The following is a 16,322-nucleotide window of genomic DNA, read 5'->3' as shown; positions in this document are numbered from 1 at the left end:
AAGGAAAAGGTCAGTGTTTTTCGAGCGACAGCAGCAGCTTCCACTGCGCGGCGGTCACCGGCAGGATCGACAGCCGGTTGCCACGCGCGGTCAGGGCAAACCCCTCGCCCAGTGCGTCGGCGTGCAGCTTGATCTCGTCCAGCGAAATGGTGTCGTGCAGCTTGCGCTCGAAGGCCACGTCCACCAGCAGCCAGCGTGGCGTTTCGCGGGTGGCCTTGGGATCGTAGTAGTCGGATTTGGGATCGAACTGGGTTTCGTCCGGATACGCCTCGGTAGCGACCGTGGCCACGCCGACGATGCCAGGCACCTTGGTGTTGGAGTGGTAGAACAGGATGCCGTCGCCCACCTTCATGCCATCGCGCATGAAGTTGCGCGCCTGGTAGTTGCGCACGCCGTTCCAGGGCTCCTGGCCCACGCGCTTGAGGTCATCGATGGAAAAGGCGTCCGGTTCGGACTTCATCAGCCAGTAGCGCTTGCGTGCGGTCATGCGTCGTTCTATTCGGGTAGGTGCCGACCGTGGGTCGGTACAGGGGTAATCGTGGCAACGTCGGTGCAGATCGCGTCCACGCCGACGTCCCACGGCTGCATGGGCAGCTCATCAACCTGCTGCACCGAAAAACCGACGCCCACCAACCACGGCGGGGCCGGGCGCTGGTTGCGGAATGCGAAGCTGCGATCATACCAGCCGCCCCCCATGCCCAGCCGCCGGCATTGCGCGTCGAAGCCCACCAGCGGCGCGACCACCAACGCCATCTGTTCCGGGGCAAGCGTCTCGTCCACGGCGATGTCGGGCTCGGGAATGCCGAAGCGGTTGGCGGTCAACGGCTGGCCCGGGCGCCACGGCGCGAAGCGCAGCGTGTCGCCGGCCAGCACGGGCAGGCAGTAGCTGACGCTATCGGCCAGGCGCATCTGCCAACGGTGCAGCGCGATCTCGCCGTCCAGCGCCCAGTACCCGGCAACGTGTCCGTGCGTCGGCGCGAAGGGCAGCGCAAGCAGGGCATCGGCAAGTTGTTCGGCGGCGGCCAGGCGCTGCGCGGCGGGAATGTCTCGGCGGCGTTGGCGCAGCTGCTGGCGCAGTGCGGAGCGCGGGTCGGTCATGCCTGGGTCCGTTGGGGCCGGATAAAACAAGAGCGACGTTCCAGTGGAACGTCGCTCTTGCAGGAATACTGCATTCTCCGCGGTGACGATGCGTGCGAAACGACCTTGAACCCGGGGTTCAAGTGGGTACGCTGGGCCTCCATTGGGCTTCCCGCTACAAGGCGGACCTGCACTCCCGGCGACGTCGCGCACCCGTGGTCGTAATTAAGGGACAAGGCGAATGTTTGCACACGCCGTCGTTCACAGCAGAGAACGCATGGCCATTATAGCCAACCGCACTGGATCGGACACCCCGTTCGTCGGCCCGATTACGGCCGCCGAAGCCCTCAGCCGTCGATCGCCCTGTCCAACCGCCTGTTCAGATCGGCCAGCGTCTGCTGCAGGGCCACCGCCTGGCGGGCGTGGTCGTCGCGCAGCTGCTGCAGTTCGTGCGCCAGGTTCAGCGCGGCCAGCACCGCCACCCGGTCCACGGCGGCCATGCGGTTGCTGCCACGGATTTCGCGCATCTTGGCATCCAGCAGGCGCGCGGCGGCGGTGAGGCTTTCGCGCTCTTCGGCGCCCACGCCCACGGTGTAGTCGCGATCCAGGATGCGGACACTGACCGGTTCGGTCTGGCTCATGTGTGCTGCTCCAGCGATTTGAGCCGGGTGATCATCGCTTCCACCCGCGAGCGGGCCTGCTCGTTCTTGGCCAGCAGCTGCGAGCGCTCGTTGACCAGCTGTTCCTGCTGGTGGCGCAGGCTGCGGTTTTCCTCGGCCAGCCGCTGGTTGCGTTCCAGCAACGCCTCCACCCGGGCGGCAAAGGCCTGCAATTGGGCGATGGCGTCGGCGGGTTCCATGTTTCGCACCATAGGCAAGGGCAGTAGAGGTGGTCAAGCGAATAATGACGGGGCGCTGTCGCAGGGCGTGCGGCGGCGGCGCTGCCATCCGGCTGCCGCCACTGGATTGCTACACTGTCACGCTGCCAACCCGTGGTGGCCGGTCGCTCCGGTGCCACCCCTGATCGAGCCCCAAGATGACCGAACTTCCGAGTGTCAACGACGTAAACCAGGCCAGCCAGGCCGCAGGCCTGGGTGCCACCGCTGCCGAGCTCCACGGCGGCCTGTGCGGCTGGCTGTCGGCTGGCGGCGCGCCGGTGCGTGAATGGCCGGCCAGGGTACTGGCCGACGACAACCTGCCCACTCCGGTGGAGGGGGATGCGCTGGACCAGCTGCTGGGGGCCAGCGTGTTGCAGCTGGAAGACCGCGATTTCGCCTTCGAACTGCTGCTGACCGATGTCGGCGACACCGCTGCGCAGGCCGATGCCCTGTTCACCTGGGCGCGGGCGTTCCTGGGCGGTTTCGGTCTAGGTGCGGGCCAGCAGCGCCCGGCGTTGTCCGAAGAGGGCGATGAAGCCCTCAACGACCTGGCCAAGCTTGCCCAGGCCTCGAGCGGGGATTTCGAGAGCGGCAACGACGATGATGAAGACGCGCTGGCCGAAATCGAAGAATTCATCCGCGTGGCGGTGCTGATCCTGCACGGCGACTGCGTGATGGCCGTGCGCCATCGGCAACGCCTGAACTGAGATGGATATCCGCGCCTTGACCGGCATTTCCGCGGCCGAGTATGCGGAGCGCCGGCAGCAGTTGATGGAAATGGCCGGCGACGACGCCATCCTGGTGCTGCCGGCCGCGTCCGAGCGGGTGCGCAGCCTGGATACGCATTATCCGTTCCGGCAGGATTCGGACTTCTGGTACCTGAGCGGGTTCCCGGAGCCGGACGCGGTGCTGGTGCTGATTCCTGGCCGCCGCCACGGCGAGGTGATCCTGTTCTGCCGCGAACGCGATGCCGACCGCGAAGCCTGGGACGGCGCGCGCGCCGGCCAAGAGGGGGCAGTGGCGCAGTACGGCATGGATGATGCGTACCCGATCGACGATCTGGACGACATCCTGCCGGGGCTGCTGGAAGGGCGTTCGCGGGTGTACTACCACTTCGGCCGCGATGCCGAGTTCGACCTGAAGCTGATCGGCTGGGTGAACCGGGTACGTTCGCAGGTGAGGCATGGTGCGCAGCCGCCGCACGAGTTCCTTGAACTGGGTCACCTGCTGCACGAGCAGCGGTTGTTCAAGTCCAGTGCGGAAATCGCGCTGATGCAGCGCGCGGCGGACATCACGGTGCAGGCGCACCGGGCGGCGATGCGTGCGGCGCGGCCGGGCATCCATGAGTACGAACTGCAGGCGGACCTGGAACGTGAGTTCCGCGCCCATGATGCGTGGGCGGCCTACGGCAGCATCGTCGGTACCGGCGCCAATGGTTGCATCCTGCATTACCGCGCCAACAACGCGCGCAGCCGCGACGGCGAGCTGGTGCTGATCGATGCGGGTGCCGAGTACCGCGGTTACGCCAGTGACATCACGCGTACGTTCCCGGTGAATGGTCGTTTCACTGCGGAGCAGCGCGCGCTGCACGATCTGGTCGGTGCGGCGCAGGCGGCGGCGCTGGCGCAGGCGAAGCCGGGCGTGCCGTACGAGGCAGGCCACCTGGCAGCGGTACAGACGCTCACCGAGGGGTTGCTGCGGTTGGGCCTGCTCACCGGCACGCTGGAAGAGAACATCGCCGACGCCCATTACCAGCGTTTCTACCGGCACAAGACCGGGCATTGGCTGGGGCTGGACGTGCACGATGTGGGCGATTACCGCCTGGCCGGTGACTCACGATTGCTGGAGCCGGGCATGGTGTTCACCATCGAGCCGGGCCTGTACATCAGTGCCGACGATCACAGCGTGGAAGCGCGCTGGCGCGGGATCGGTATTCGTACCGAGGATGACGTGGTGATCACCGACAGCGGGCATCACGTGCTGACGGCTGCATTGGCGCGAAGTGCTGATGAGATTGAAGCGGAGATGGGCGCTGCGCGCTGATTCAAGCGTTGCGCGAAGAGCTGCGTTTCAGTTGCGACGTGATGGGGAGGCCGACGGGCAGCCCCTTACGGGACACGCCGCAAGTACGTCCCTGTAGGCTTGGCAAAAACTTGCGCGTGTACGCAATCCTGCGTACACGGCAAGGCCGGGGTTGGGCGTCCTGCCCAACCCGTCCGGCGCATGCGCCGGACCCATGTTTTTGACAGTCCCTACAGGGGCTGCCCGCCGGCCTCCCCCGACAGATGGTCGCGTGCGGAAACGAAGAGCAGCTTGGGGCTGGGGCCGGTTACGCGGCGGATACGCCGAATGGTCCTGCCGGTAGCGTCGGTTCCCTAACGACGGCACGAAACGCCACCGCACCCGGTAACGCATGAAAATGATCGACACCGCCGTTGATCTTCCGTGGCCACCAGCACACCGTCGAGGGTCGGCGGGGGCGGGTTTGCGGGACTGTAGAAAACATGGATGTTTTCTACAAGCCCCCATGGATGGGTTCACGGCGTGTCCCGCAAACCCGCACCCGCCGGCCCAGCTCAGGCCATGCGATGCGCATCGGCTGTTCGCCCAAATGCATGAAGCTGCCGGGCAAAGCCCGGCTGCATGGGAAGGCGTCGATCAACGTAACGCCTTGGCGAATTCCGGCCGGGTCAGGTTGTCCGCATCGCCCTCGGTGCAAAGCACTTCGTCTTCAATGCGGATACCGCCGTAAGGACGGAAGAAATCCACGCGAGCCCAGTCGATGCTGTCGCCCTGGCCGCGCTGCTTCACTTCGTCCAGCAGCATGTCGATGAAGTACACGCCGGGCTCAATGGTGACCACCATGCCCGGCTCCAGCACACGGGTCAGGCGCAGGTACGGGTGGCCCTGCGGGCGCTCGACCCGGCCGCCACGATCGCTGGCGGCGAAGCCGGCCACGTCGTGGACCTGCAGGCCGATCAGGTGACCCAGGCCGTGCGGGAAGAAGGCGGCGCTCACGCCCGTGGCCAGCGCGGCTTCCGGCGAAACCTTCAGCACGCCGAAGTCCTTCAGGATGCCCATCAGCGACAGGTGCGCATCGATGTGCAGCTGCTTGTAGTCCCCGCCCGCGCGTACCCCGGCGCCCATCTTCTGCTGGGCTGCGTCGACCGCATCGATCATCGCCTGGAACTCGTCGTGGCCGGCGGCCGCGTAGGTGCGGGTGATGTCGCTGGCATAGCCGAAGGCGCTGGCGCCGGCGTCGATCAGGAAGCTGCGCAGCGGCTGCGGCGCGCTGCGGCCCAGATCGGTGTAATGCAGTACGGCGGCGTGTTCGTTCAGGCCAATGATGTTGCCGTAGGGAAGCTCGTTGGCATCCTGGCCGACCGCGCGGCAGTAGGCCATGTGGATCTCGAACTCGCTGGCACCGGCGCGGAACGCCGCCTCGGCGGCGCGGTGGCCGCGCACGCCCAGCTGCTGGGCCTGGCGCATCAGCGCGATTTCATACGGGGTCTTGCAGGCGCGGTGCCAGTCCAGGTAATGGATGACCGGCTCGGGGTTGTTCGGGGTGAACGCGCCCAGCGCGCTCTGCGGCTCGCCCAGGATCGCGCAGCGTGCGGTGTTGGCCGGCAGCAGCGCCAGCGCCTGGTCCGGGGTACGGATGATCTCGACGTCGAAATGTTCCACCCACCAGCCGTTGGGCGCATCGGGCACCACGTGCCAGTAGTCGAACGGCTGGTGGAAGATCACCTTCGGGCGCTGGCCCGGGGTGTAGACCAGCCAGCTGTTGGGCACCTTGGTCAGTGGCAGCCACGCCTTGAAGTTGGGGTTCACCGCATAGGGGTAGTCGCGGTCGTCGAAGGCCTGGTAGTGCAGCGTGCCGCTGGGAATCACCAGGTGATCGAAGCCGCCGCGCGCCAGCGCCTCGTCGGCGCGCTGGCACAGCACGCGCACATGATGGGAATACAGGGCGCCGAGGTCAGGCTGGTTCATCGCGGAGGCTCACAGGGCAGGGCAGAATGCAGCCCCTGATTCTGCCGGAATCGGCCCGCGTGCGCTGTGCCGGAACCGGCACTCACACCGCCGAAGATTCCTCTGCGATCCAGGCACGCAGCTGTTCGCGGTGCTCGCGGCTCAGGGTAAGGAAGCGGAAACCCGCCCAGGACTGGCCCGGGGCGCTGCTCTGTTCGTTCCACAGCAGGTGCGCGCCCACATCCACCTGCACCGGTTGGCCGTGGGTGCCCTGGATGGCAAAGCGGAACTGGTAGAGCGCTTCCGGCGTCATCGGTACCGAGCAGATCATCAGCATGCCGGTTTCCGACACATTGCCCAGCCGGCCGATCACGGCCTCGGCCATCACGTCGGTGACCGGCACCTGGTCGGCCACTTCGCGGCGGGGCGCGCGGCGGGTGTCGTCATTCATTCGCGGTCTCCGCAGTGTCCGGGGTGCCGGCCAGCGAGCGCAGGGTGCGCAGGGTGGCCTGCCAGGCGCGATCGATCAGGCGGCTCTTGCCCTCGCTGACCAGGCGCGCCTGGCCATGCGCCATCAGCCGGGACAGGCCGTCCAGCGAATGCTCGGCCACCTTCTGTCCGCGCGGATTGACGAACAGCGCGTTGTCGGTGATCAGGCTGTACCAGGACAGCCGCTGGCGGCGCAGGTCACCCTGCTGGTTGGTGGTGAATTCGAACCAGGTGCCGAAGGGCAGCGTGCGCAGCTGCCGGTACCAGTCTTCCTCGGCAGGGCTGCGCGCCAGCGGCGCCTCGCGGCGTGCCTCGGCGCCTTCTGCCTGCTCGCCCAGCCGGGTGCGCGCGCGGATGCGTGCGGTCAGTTCGGTGCGCGAACTGCTGTCGTCTTCGCCGCCCGGGGTGGACAGGCGCCGCGCGATCGCCGCCGCTTCGTCCTGGTGGTAGCCGACCTGCAGCAGTGCCGCTTCGACCTGCTGGCCGAGCGGGGCATCGCTGTCGGCGCTTCCGGGCGGCTTGCAGGTGACCTCGGCGATGCGCGCGGTCTCCTGTTCGCGCGCCTTCCACTGGTCGGAGTCTTCACCGCTGCGCAGCAGGGTCAGGGTCAGCACGTCCGCCCAGGCCTGCTTGAGCAGCGACTGCACGAACCGCGGCGGGGCAGCCTGCGCGCACAGGTGGTCGATGCTGGCGCCGGCCTGCTGTTTGGCCGACTCCAGCCGCTCCTTGCCGCGTGCGGCTTCCACATGGCGGCGCTCGGCCAGCTCGGCCTTGTGCGCCAGCGCGCGGAAGTGCTGCTGGATCTCGTCGTTGGCCACCTCGAAGACGGCTGCATCGCCTTCGTAGTCGGTGACCACCTTGTCGACGGCACGGTCCAGCTTCTGCACCAGTTGCGGGTCGACATCCTCTTCGCCCAGCCAGTTGGCACCCGCTTCGGCGACGGCATTGAGCAGCTCGCGGGCCGGGTGCTGGTCGCGCACGAAGAAGGCCGGGTCGGACAGCGCCGCCCGTGCCACCGGCACCTGCAGGCGGGTGAGCAGGTCCACGGCGGCCGCATCGGGGCGGACCTCGCGGTGGATCTGCCCGTACAGCATGTCCAGCAGGTCGAAGGTGTCGGTGTCCTTGACGGTCAGCGAAGCCTGCGGCCCGTGGTCTGCGCGCATCTGCGCCAGCAGCGCGTTGTGCAGGTCGGCCATGCTGCGGCGCACGCCGGCCGACTGCGCCTGCAGCTTGGCCAGGGTGGCGTGCAGGTTGCCGCTGGAGATCGCCACCGGTTCCGGGTGTTCACCGGCGTCAGGGCCTGGCGGGGTACCGGGTTGACCCGACGCGACCGGGATGCCGTGGCCGAGCCCCGCGGGACCCTGGGTGTGGCGGGCGGCATCCAGCAGATGGTGCAGGGCCGACAGCGCCGGGGCATTCATGTCGGCCGGCGCACTGTCCGCAGGCGCTGCAGCGGCGGACGACGGTTGCCCAGCCATCGCAGCGGTCGGTGCCATCGGGCCGATCGCCTCGCTGGTCATGGCTGCCCAGCTGCCGCTGCTGGCCGAACCGCTCCAGCCGGTGAGCGGACGCCCGCCCGCGCCGCCGGCGTCGCGCGCGGGCGTGGGCGCGGTGCCAGGGCCGCGCCCGGGCCCGGTCACGATCCGCCGCGTGGTGGCCGAGCGTGCCAGGTACGGGGTATAGACCAGCCCGGGCAGCACGCCCTCGTGGGTGAGCAGGATGTTGGCGCGTTCCAGCAGCTCGCCCAGGCGCTCAAGCAGCTGGCGGTCGAACACGCGGTACAGCGCCAGCTGGGTTTCCAGGCCCAGCGCGAATGCTTCACCCAGCTCCCGGGTGATCCGGCACAGCACGTAGGGACCAAACGGCAGGTCCTCCACGTCGAACGCAGGACCGGCGGCGAGCACCCCGAAGCGCTGCCCGAGCAGCTGCAGCGCACTGGCCGAGCGCTGTGCCTCGCGCCGGGTGACGTCGGCGAGCACGATGTCGCGGTCGATATCGGTGTCGGTGACCAGGGTCAGCGTGGTGGCCGACACCGGCGTGCTCGGGGCGGGCACGTGCCGCACCCGCGGTTCGGGCACATTGGCCAGGGCCGTCGCCAGCGCATCCAGGAAGCATGGCGCGAACTGCGCGTTGACCTCGTGCAGGCGCCGGGACTGCGCGTAGATATCGGCCTGGATCTGGCTGTTGCGCGCGCGCTCGGCGTCGCGGAACAGTTCGCGCTCGAGCTCCACGATGGTCTGCTTGAGCGGGGTGCTCAAGGTCTGCACGGCCAGCGCATGCAGCGCGGCCAACAGGCGACGCACGCGCGGCGGTGCATTGACGCTGGCGAACCGGGTCAGATCGGGTGGCGATGAAGGTGCGGACGCAGACATCCGTTGTAGGTTCCGGCTCCCCTGAGAGCACAGAATCTAACGTTTTCACCGAAATCCCGGTAGTGCCGGGCTCTGCCCGGCAGGTAATACCGGGCTCTGCACGGCAGATAGCGGGCTCTGCCCGGCATCCATCACGACAGGAACAACGCCACCACGTCATTGGTGAACCGCCGGCCCAGCTCGGTCGGCTGGACATGGTCGCCCTGCACCGTCATCCAGCCATTGGCGAGGGCGGTCTGCAGCGGCGCGGCGATCCGCGCCCGGTCAAGCCCGGTGCGCGACTCGAAGTCCTTGAACCGGAAGCCTTCATGCAGGCGCAGCAGGTTGAGCATGTACTCGAAGGGCAGGCGGTCGGCACCAATCACCTCGTCGCCGCCGATCGAAGCGGCCGTGCCGGCCGTGTCCATGAACGTCTGCGGGTGCTTGTGCTTCCAGCGGCGCAGCACCTGCTGTCCGGCACCGGAGCTGATCTTGCCGTGGGCGCCGGCGCCAATGCCCAGGTAATCCCCGAACCGCCAGTAGTTCAGATTGTGCTGGCTTTGCCGGCCGGGCCGCGCATAGGCGCTCACTTCATACTGCGCGTAGCCGGCGTCGGCCAGCAGCCGCTGGCAATGCTCCTGCATGTCCCACGCCGAATCGTCATCGGGGATGCCCTGCGGCGGGCGGGCGAAGAACACCGTGTTCGGCTCCAGCGTGAGCTGGTAGTGCGACAAGTGGGTAGGCTGCAGCGCGAACGCGCGTTCCAGGTCGTGCTCGGCCTGGGCCAGGGTCTGCTGCGGCAGCGCGTACATCAGGTCGATGTTGAAATTGTCGTAGCCGGCATCCTGGGCCAGCTTCACCGCGCGTTCGGCTTCGCCGCTGTCGTGGATGCGGCCCAGCCGCTGCAGCGCTTCATCGTTGAAGGTCTGGATGCCGAAGCTGATCCGGTTCACCCCGGACGCGCGGTAGCGGTCGAAGCGGCCATGCTCGGCCGTGCCCGGATTGGTTTCCAGGGTCACTTCCAGGTTCGGTGCGAAGCGCAGCCGTGCCGACGCTGCCTGCAGGAAGCGGTCGATCGCCTCGGGCGGGAACAGGCTGGGTGTGCCGCCGCCGAAGAACACGCTGTTGATCACCCGGCCCCAGACCAGCGGCAGGTCCTGGTCCAGGTCGCGGATCAGCGCGTCGATGTAGGCGTCGAACGGCAGGTCGCCCTTGGCCTGGTGCGAATTGAAATCGCAGTACGGGCACTTGCGAACGCACCACGGCAGGTGCACGTACAGCGAAAGCGGCGGCGGCACCAGCGACACGGCGTGGTCGTGGTCGCAGCTCTCGCCGGGGTGGCAATGGTGTTCTGGCATCGTGCTCATCGGTAGCGCCGGCCGTTGGCCGGCCCTCGGGAAAACATCAACATTCCAATCAGGTCAACGCCGACAACTTCTGCTTCAACACCTGCAGCGCCTTGCCGCGGTGGCTCATCGCATTTTTCACGTCCGGCGCCATTTCCGCAGCGGTCTGGCCCAGCACCGTGTCCAGGAACAACGGGTTGTAGCCGAAGCCATGGCTGCCGCGCAGTTCGTCAAGGATCTCGCCTTCCCAGCTGCCTTCGCAGATCAGTGGCTGCGGATCGTTGGCATGGCGCAGCAGCACGATCACCGCGTAGAAGCGCGCGGTGCGGCGCTCGGCCGGCACATCGCGCATCGCCTCGAGCAGCTTGGCGTTGTTGGCTGCGTCATCCGTCGGGCTGCCTGCATAGCGCGCGCTGTACAGACCGGGCGCGCCGTCGAGCGCATCCACGATCAGCCCCGAGTCGTCGGCCAGCGCCGGCAGGCCGGTGCTGGCGCAGGCATGCCGCGCCTTGATCAGTGCGTTCTCGACGAAGGTCAGGCCGGTTTCGGGTACATCGCTCACGCCCAGCTCGGCCTGCGCCACGATCTGCAGCGGCAAGCCAGCCAGCATGGCCTGCAGTTCCTTCAGCTTGCCGGCGTTGCCGCTGGCCAGTACCAGTTTCATTGCTTGGGCTCCAGCAGGTCCCACGTATTGCCGTACAGGTCGCGGAACACGGCGACGGTGGCGTAGGGCTCTTCGCGCGGGGTTTCAAGGAATTCCACGCCGCGTGCGGTCATCGCGGCATGGTCGCGGTGGAAATCGTCGGTGTTGAGGAAGAAGCCGACCCGGCCGCCGGTCTGGTTGCCGATCCGGCTGCGCTGTTCCTCGTTGCTGGCGCGGGCCAGCAGCAGCGCCGCCGCGCTGCCGTCGGTCGGGCCGACCACCACCCAGCGCTTGTTGCCCTGGTCGATGTCCTCGATCAGGCTGAAACCGAGCGCGCCGGTAAACCAGGCGATCGCCTCGTCGTAATCGGCCACCACCAGGGTGGCCAGGGCGAGGCGCCGGTTCACGGCTGCGCCAGCGCGGCCTGCTGGGCCGCGACCAGGTCGGTGATGCCCTTTTCGGCCAGGGCCAGCAGCGCGTCCAGCTCCTCGCGGCGGAACGCGTGGCCTTCGGCGGTGCCCTGCAGTTCGATGAAGCCGCCGCCGTCGTTCATCACCACGTTCATGTCGGTGTCGCAGTCGCTGTCTTCGGCGTAATCCAGGTCCAGCACCGGGGTGCCGCGATAGATGCCGACCGACACCGCGGCGACGGCACCGAAGATCGGGTTGCGCTTGATGTCGCCGCGCTTGAGCAGGAAGTTCACCGCATCCACCAGTGCCACGTAGGCGCCGGTGATGGCGGCGGTGCGGGTGCCGCCATCGGCCTGCAGCACGTCGCAGTCCAGGGTGATGGTGCGTTCGCCCAGCGCGCCGCGGTCCACGCAGGCGCGCAGGGTGCGGCCGATCAGGCGCTGGATTTCCAGGGTGCGGCCGCCCTGCTTGCCCCGTGCCGCTTCGCGGTCATTGCGGGTGTGGGTGGAGCGCGGCAGCATGCCGTATTCGGCCGTGACCCAGCCTTCGCCCTTGCCACGCAGGAAGCCCGGCACGCGGTTTTCCACGCTGGCGGTGCACAGCACGCGGGTTTCACCGAAGCTGACCAGCACCGAACCTTCGGCATGGCGGGTGAAGGCGCGCTCGATGCGCACTTCGCGCAACTGGTCGGCCTGGCGGCCGCTGGGACGGGGATCGGACATGGGTGGCTTCCGGTAAGACGAGGGATGCGGGACCGCGCCCGGACCGGGGACCGGCAGGCGAGGAGGCTCCAAAGGAAGCGCTAGGGTACCATTTGCACTTTGAGAGCACCGGAAACCCCCATGATTCGAAGCATGACCGCCTATGCCGGCGGCGAGCGCGCCACGCCCTGGGGCACGCTGGCCTGTGAGCTGCGCTCGGTCAACCACCGGTTCCTGGAGGTGGGCGTGCGCCTGCCCGAGGAACTGCGTGCGCTGGAGCCGCAGTTGCGCGAACGTGTCGCCAACCGCTGCAGCCGCGGCAAGATCGATCTGGTCATGCGCCTGCGCGCGCCGGAGGTCACCGGGGCACTGGTGGTCAACGACGCACTGCTGGCTCAGCTCGGCGAGCTTTCCAGCCGGTTGGCGCCGGGCTTCCCCAGCCTGCAGGTGAGCTTCACCGAACTGCTGCAGGTGCCGGGCGTGATGCAGGGCGAAGCGGTCGACGCCGTCGCGCTGCAGGCCGAAGCGCTGGCGCTGCTCGACGAGAGCCTGGATGGGTTTGTCGCCGCGCGTGAACGTGAGGGCGACAAGCTGGCCACGGCGATCCAGGAGCGGGTCGATGGCGTGGAGCGCATCGCCGCCGAGGTCACCACCCTGATTCCGCTGATCCGCGAGGGCCAGCGCGCCAAGCTGTCCGCCCGGCTGGCCGACCTGCCACATCCGGTCGATCCCGGCCGTGCCGAGCAGGAACTGGTGCTGTGGCTGCAGAAGCTCGACGTGGACGAGGAGCTGGACCGCCTGCGCAGCCATATCGTGGAAATCCGCCGTGTGCTCAAGCAGCGCGAGCCGGTTGGCCGCCGCTTGGACTTCCTGCTGCAGGAATTCAACCGGGAAGCCAACACGCTGGGCTCCAAGTCGGTGGACAGCCGCACCTCCAACGCCGCCGTCGAGCTGAAGGTGCTGATCGACCAGATCCGCGAACAGGTGCAGAACATCGAATGAGCAGCCAGCCCCTCCAGAGCCCGGAACCGGCCCGCGGCACGCTGTACATCGTGGCCGCCCCGTCCGGGGCCGGCAAAAGCAGCATCGTCAACGCCACCCTGGCGCGCGACCCGCAGATCGCCCTGTCGATCTCGTTCACTTCCCGCGCCATGCGCCCGGGTGAAGTGAACGGCGAGCACTACCACTTCGTCAGCGCGCAGGAGTTCGAGCGGATGATCGCCGCCGGCGACTTCTTCGAACATGCCTGGGTGCATGGCGACTGGAAGGGCACCGCCCGCCAGTCGGTCGAGCCGCAGCTGTCGGCCGGCCAGGACGTGCTGCTGGAGATTGACTGGCAGGGGGCCCAGCAGGTGCGCCAGCTGGTCCCGGGCACGGTCACGGTGTTCATCCTGCCGCCCTCGAAGCAGGCCCTGCAGGATCGCATGCGCAAGCGCGGGCAGGACAGCGAGGCGGTCATCGCCCAGCGCCTGGCCGCTGCCCGTGAGGAAATGCTGCACTTCAACGACTTCGACTACGTCATCGTCAACGAGGTGTTCGAGACCGCCGTGGACGAGTTATGCGCCATCTTCACGGCCAGCCGCCTGCGCCGGGAGTCGCAGAAGGTCCGCCACGCGGGCCTGATCCAGGCCCTGCTGACCCAGGACGCAACGGCAACTGACTGATTCACAAGGGGCGGGTAACCGGTCGGCTTGATTTTGTCCAGCCCCGGCCGGTACAATCCGTCCCCTTTCCCTCATTCGATGAGCAGCCCTTGCCGGCTGCCGGGAGCCCGCATGGCCCGCATCACCGTAGAAGATTGTCTGGAAGTCGTCGATAACCGTTTCGAGCTGGTCATGATGGCGTCCAAGCGCGCCCGTCAGCTGGCCAATGGCGTTCAGGCCACCCTGGACAACAGCGAAACCGAAGACAAACCGACCGTGCTGGCGCTGCGCGAAATTGCCGCCCGCAAGATCGACAACGCCCTGATCGACGAAGTCGAGAAGGCCGAACGCGAGCGTGCCGAGCGTGAAGCGCTGGAATGGGCTGCTGCCGAAGTCGTCGCCGACGAAGACATGTCCAAGAACGACGACTGATCGTTCAAGCGATCATCGTTGTCCTCGAACAGCCCGCCCCTGGCGGGCTGTTTGCGTTCAGGGCGTGACGCAATAGTTTGCCGTTATCCCGTCGCTGGAATAGTCTTCCAGCCATGAACCCAGGCCCCTCTGCCAAGGTCGCCACGTCCTCTGGCGCGGCCGTACCCGACTATGTCCTCCAGCTTGAACGCGCAGCCCATTACCTGCCGCCCGAGCAGTTGCCGCTGCTGCGTCGTGCCTGGGAGGTAGGGGCCTCCGCGCATGCCGGGCAGACCCGCAAGTCCGGCGAGCCCTACATCACCCATCCGGTGGCGGTGGCACAGGTGCTGGCCGAGCTGGGCCTGGATGTGGAGGCGCTGATCGCCGCGATCCTGCACGACACCATCGAAGACACCCCGCTGACCCGCGAAGAGCTGGCCGCCGAATTCGGCGAAGCCGTGGCCGAGCTGGTGGATGGGGTCACCAAGCTGGACAAGCTGAAGTTCCGCGACCGCCAGGAAGCGGCCGCCGAAAGCTTCCGCAAGATGCTGCTGGCGATGTCGCGCGACCTGCGCGTGATCATGATCAAGCTGGCCGACCGGCTGCACAACATGCGCACGCTGGGCGCGCAGAGCACCGAAGCGCGTGGCCGCATCGCCCGCGAGACCCTGGAAATCTACGCCCCGATCGCGCAGCGCCTGGGCATGAGCCTGGTCAAGAGCGAGCTGCAGAACCTGGGCTTCAAGGCGCTGTACCCGTGGCGCCATGCGATCCTGGAAAAGCACATCCGCAGCCAGCCCGTGGTCCGCCGCGAGGCGATGGCGCAGGTGGAAGTGCAGTTGTCGCAACGGCTGGCCAAGGAGGGGCTGGAACACCGCCTGGTGAGCCGGATCAAGACCCCGTGGAGCATCTACAACAAGATGCGCGACGAAAACAAATCCTTCGACCAGGTCATGGATGTGTTCGGTTTCCGCCTGGTCGTGCGCAGCGTGCCCAACTGTTACCACGCGCTGGGCTCGGTGCATGCCACCTTCAAGCCGCTGGATGGGCGCTTCCGCGACTTCATCGCCATTCCCAAGGCCAACGGCTACCAGTCGCTGCACACGGTGCTGTTCGGCCCGTACGGTTCCCCGATCGAAGTGCAGATCCGCACCGAGGAAATGGACCTGATCGCCGAGCGCGGCGTGGCCGCGCACTGGACCTACAAGTTCGGTGGCGACACCCCCAACAGCGCGCAGAGCCGTGCCCACGCGTGGATCGTGGAGTTGATCGATTCGCAGCGCGCCGCCGGCTCGTCGCTGGAATTCCTGGACAACGTCAAGGTCGACCTGTTCCCGGACGAGGTCTACCTGTTCACGCCCAAGGGCAAGATCCTGGCGTTGCCGCGCAACTCCACCGCGCTGGATTTTGCCTATGCGGTACACACCGACGTGGGCAACATGGCGGTGGCCTCGCGCGTGGACAAGAAACTGGTGCCGCTGCGCACCAAGCTGGTCAGCGGGCAGACCGTGGAAGTGATCACCGCGCGCTCGGCCACGCCCAAGCCGCAGTGGCTGGAGTTCGTGGTGAGCTCCAAGGCGCGCACTGCGATCCGCCACCAGCTCAAGCAGCTCGAACACGAAGACGCCGTGCAGCTGGGCCACCGCATGCTGGACCGTGCGCTGGAGGCGATGGACAGCTCGCTGGAACGGCTGCCCAAGGGGCGCCTGGATGCGTTCCTGGCCGAACATCGCTACCCGCGCCTGGAAGCCCTGCTGGCCGAAGTGGCGCTGGGCAACTGGATGCCCAACCAGGCTGCGCAGGCGCTGATGGCCTATGCCGAACTGCGTGGCGGTGCGCATTCGAAGCACTCCCAGGAAAAGATCCTGATCAACGGCAGCGAGCGCGGCGTGGTCAGCTTCGCCAACTGCTGCCAGCCGATTCCCGGCGACGAGATCATGGGCTACCACACCGCCGGGAAGGGCATCGTGGTGCACCGCCTGGACTGCCCGAACCTGGCCGAGCTGCGCAAGTCGCCCGAGCGTTGGGTGCCGATCGGATGGGATGCCACCGTCTCCGGGGATTACGACACCGCGCTGGTGGTGGAAGTGGAGAACGGCACCGGCGTGCTGGCCCAGCTGGCCGCGGCGATCGCGCAGAGCCATTCCAACATCGAACGGGTGGACTACCTGGACCGCGACTTCAATGCCGCGGTGCTGGCCTTCAGCATCCAGGTCCGTGACCGCAACCACCTGGCCGAGGTGATGCGCCGGCTGCGGCGTTTGTCAGTCGTTCAATCGGTACGCCGGCAATAGGAACGGAACCGGCACCGCGAGGACACGCATGGCGTGTCCCTGCGCGGTCTGGACGACGGTAGCGACACGCCATGCGTGTCCCACGCGGCCCACCACCGTTCAACACGCCCG

17 protein-coding genes and 1 other RNA gene are annotated in these 16,322 nt (G+C 67.5%); 6 read left to right on the top strand and 12 right to left on the bottom strand.

The features are described from left to right. Positions 1-10: 10 nt before the first annotated feature. From J7J08_RS04175 to J7J08_RS04155, 5 genes are all read right to left on the bottom strand, one after another. Positions 11-487: an EVE domain-containing protein gene (locus J7J08_RS04175; protein WP_214901779.1), complete on the bottom strand. Its 477-nt coding sequence runs from the start codon at positions 485-487 to the stop codon at positions 11-13. An 8-nt stretch (positions 488-495) separates the two neighbouring features. Further along, on the bottom strand, positions 496-1,098 hold the full coding sequence (locus J7J08_RS04170; protein ID WP_214901777.1) for a 5-formyltetrahydrofolate cyclo-ligase: 603 nt from the start codon (positions 1,096-1,098) through the stop codon (positions 496-498). Positions 1,099-1,168: 70 nt separating this feature from the next. Continuing rightward, a non-coding RNA gene (gene ssrS, locus J7J08_RS04165) (6S RNA) lies at positions 1,169-1,353 on the bottom strand. Between the two features lie 71 nt (positions 1,354-1,424). Beyond that, a complete protein-coding gene (locus J7J08_RS04160; RefSeq protein ID WP_214901775.1) occupies positions 1,425-1,718 on the bottom strand; it encodes a cell division protein ZapA in 294 nt (97 codons plus the stop codon). Further along, positions 1,715-1,936: a TIGR02449 family protein gene (locus tag J7J08_RS04155; protein WP_214901773.1), complete on the bottom strand. Its 222-nt coding sequence runs from the start codon at positions 1,934-1,936 to the stop codon at positions 1,715-1,717. Before J7J08_RS04155 ends, J7J08_RS04160 begins: the two co-directional genes overlap by 4 nt. A gap of 176 nt (positions 1,937-2,112) precedes the next feature. Here J7J08_RS04155 and J7J08_RS04150 point away from each other — a divergent pair, with 176 nt between their 5' ends. Next, the gene (locus tag J7J08_RS04150; RefSeq protein WP_214901771.1) at positions 2,113-2,661 is read left to right on the top strand and encodes a UPF0149 family protein; all 549 of its coding nucleotides are present in this window, start codon (positions 2,113-2,115) and stop codon (positions 2,659-2,661) included. Between the two features lie 7 nt (positions 2,662-2,668). Beyond that, positions 2,669-3,997 (top strand): aminopeptidase P N-terminal domain-containing protein, encoded by a 1,329-nt coding sequence (locus tag J7J08_RS04145; RefSeq protein WP_214902407.1) that lies wholly within the window; start codon positions 2,669-2,671, stop codon positions 3,995-3,997. Between the two features lie 615 nt (positions 3,998-4,612). Here J7J08_RS04145 and pepQ read toward each other — a convergent pair. The 7 genes from pepQ to rph form a co-directional block, all read right to left on the bottom strand. Continuing rightward, a complete protein-coding gene (pepQ, locus tag J7J08_RS04140; RefSeq protein WP_214901769.1) occupies positions 4,613-5,944 on the bottom strand; it encodes a Xaa-Pro dipeptidase in 1,332 nt (443 codons plus the stop codon). A gap of 82 nt (positions 5,945-6,026) precedes the next feature. Continuing rightward, positions 6,027-6,374: a PilZ domain-containing protein gene (locus J7J08_RS04135; RefSeq protein ID WP_214901767.1), complete on the bottom strand. Its 348-nt coding sequence runs from the start codon at positions 6,372-6,374 to the stop codon at positions 6,027-6,029. Continuing rightward, positions 6,367-8,784 (bottom strand): DUF1631 domain-containing protein, encoded by a 2,418-nt coding sequence (locus tag J7J08_RS04130; protein ID WP_214901765.1) that lies wholly within the window; start codon positions 8,782-8,784, stop codon positions 6,367-6,369. Before J7J08_RS04130 ends, J7J08_RS04135 begins: the two co-directional genes overlap by 8 nt. Before the next feature lie 131 nt (positions 8,785-8,915). After that, positions 8,916-10,121, bottom strand: coding sequence for a radical SAM family heme chaperone HemW (gene hemW, locus J7J08_RS04125; protein ID WP_214902405.1), 1,206 nt, complete (start codon positions 10,119-10,121; stop codon positions 8,916-8,918). A gap of 58 nt (positions 10,122-10,179) precedes the next feature. Then, positions 10,180-10,773: an RdgB/HAM1 family non-canonical purine NTP pyrophosphatase gene (gene rdgB / locus J7J08_RS04120; RefSeq protein ID WP_214901763.1), complete on the bottom strand. Its 594-nt coding sequence runs from the start codon at positions 10,771-10,773 to the stop codon at positions 10,180-10,182. Beyond that, on the bottom strand, positions 10,770-11,159 hold the full coding sequence (locus J7J08_RS04115; protein ID WP_214901761.1) for a VOC family protein: 390 nt from the start codon (positions 11,157-11,159) through the stop codon (positions 10,770-10,772). The genes rdgB and J7J08_RS04115 overlap by 4 nt, the downstream gene beginning before the upstream one ends. Beyond that, positions 11,156-11,884, bottom strand: coding sequence for a ribonuclease PH (gene rph, locus J7J08_RS04110; protein WP_214901759.1), 729 nt, complete (start codon positions 11,882-11,884; stop codon positions 11,156-11,158). Before rph ends, J7J08_RS04115 begins: the two co-directional genes overlap by 4 nt. A gap of 120 nt (positions 11,885-12,004) precedes the next feature. Between rph and J7J08_RS04105 the strand changes: the two genes are divergently transcribed. The 4 genes from J7J08_RS04105 to J7J08_RS04090 all read left to right on the top strand — a co-directional run bounded on the left by J7J08_RS04105 (position 12,005) and on the right by J7J08_RS04090 (position 16,211). Continuing rightward, positions 12,005-12,865, top strand: coding sequence for a YicC/YloC family endoribonuclease (locus tag J7J08_RS04105; RefSeq protein WP_214901757.1), 861 nt, complete (start codon positions 12,005-12,007; stop codon positions 12,863-12,865). Further along, a complete protein-coding gene (gene gmk / locus J7J08_RS04100) occupies positions 12,862-13,527 on the top strand; it encodes a guanylate kinase (protein ID WP_214901755.1) in 666 nt (221 codons plus the stop codon). Before J7J08_RS04105 ends, gmk begins: the two co-directional genes overlap by 4 nt. 111 nt (positions 13,528-13,638) lie before the next feature. Next, complete coding sequence (rpoZ, locus tag J7J08_RS04095; protein WP_068853884.1) at positions 13,639-13,938, top strand: DNA-directed RNA polymerase subunit omega; 300 nt, start codon at positions 13,639-13,641, stop codon at positions 13,936-13,938. Positions 13,939-14,051: 113 nt separating this feature from the next. Then, entirely contained in the window at positions 14,052-16,211 is a 2,160-nt protein-coding gene (locus J7J08_RS04090; RefSeq protein ID WP_214901753.1) for a bifunctional (p)ppGpp synthetase/guanosine-3',5'-bis(diphosphate) 3'-pyrophosphohydrolase, read from the top strand. Positions 16,212-16,322 lie beyond the last annotated feature (111 nt).

The organism is Stenotrophomonas sp. ISL-67 (assembly GCF_018612915.1).
Taxonomy (GTDB): Bacteria; Pseudomonadota; Gammaproteobacteria; order Xanthomonadales; family Xanthomonadaceae; genus Stenotrophomonas.
Note: the sequence above shows the minus strand (reverse complement) of the source record. Positions and strands in the feature narration are given on the sequence as shown.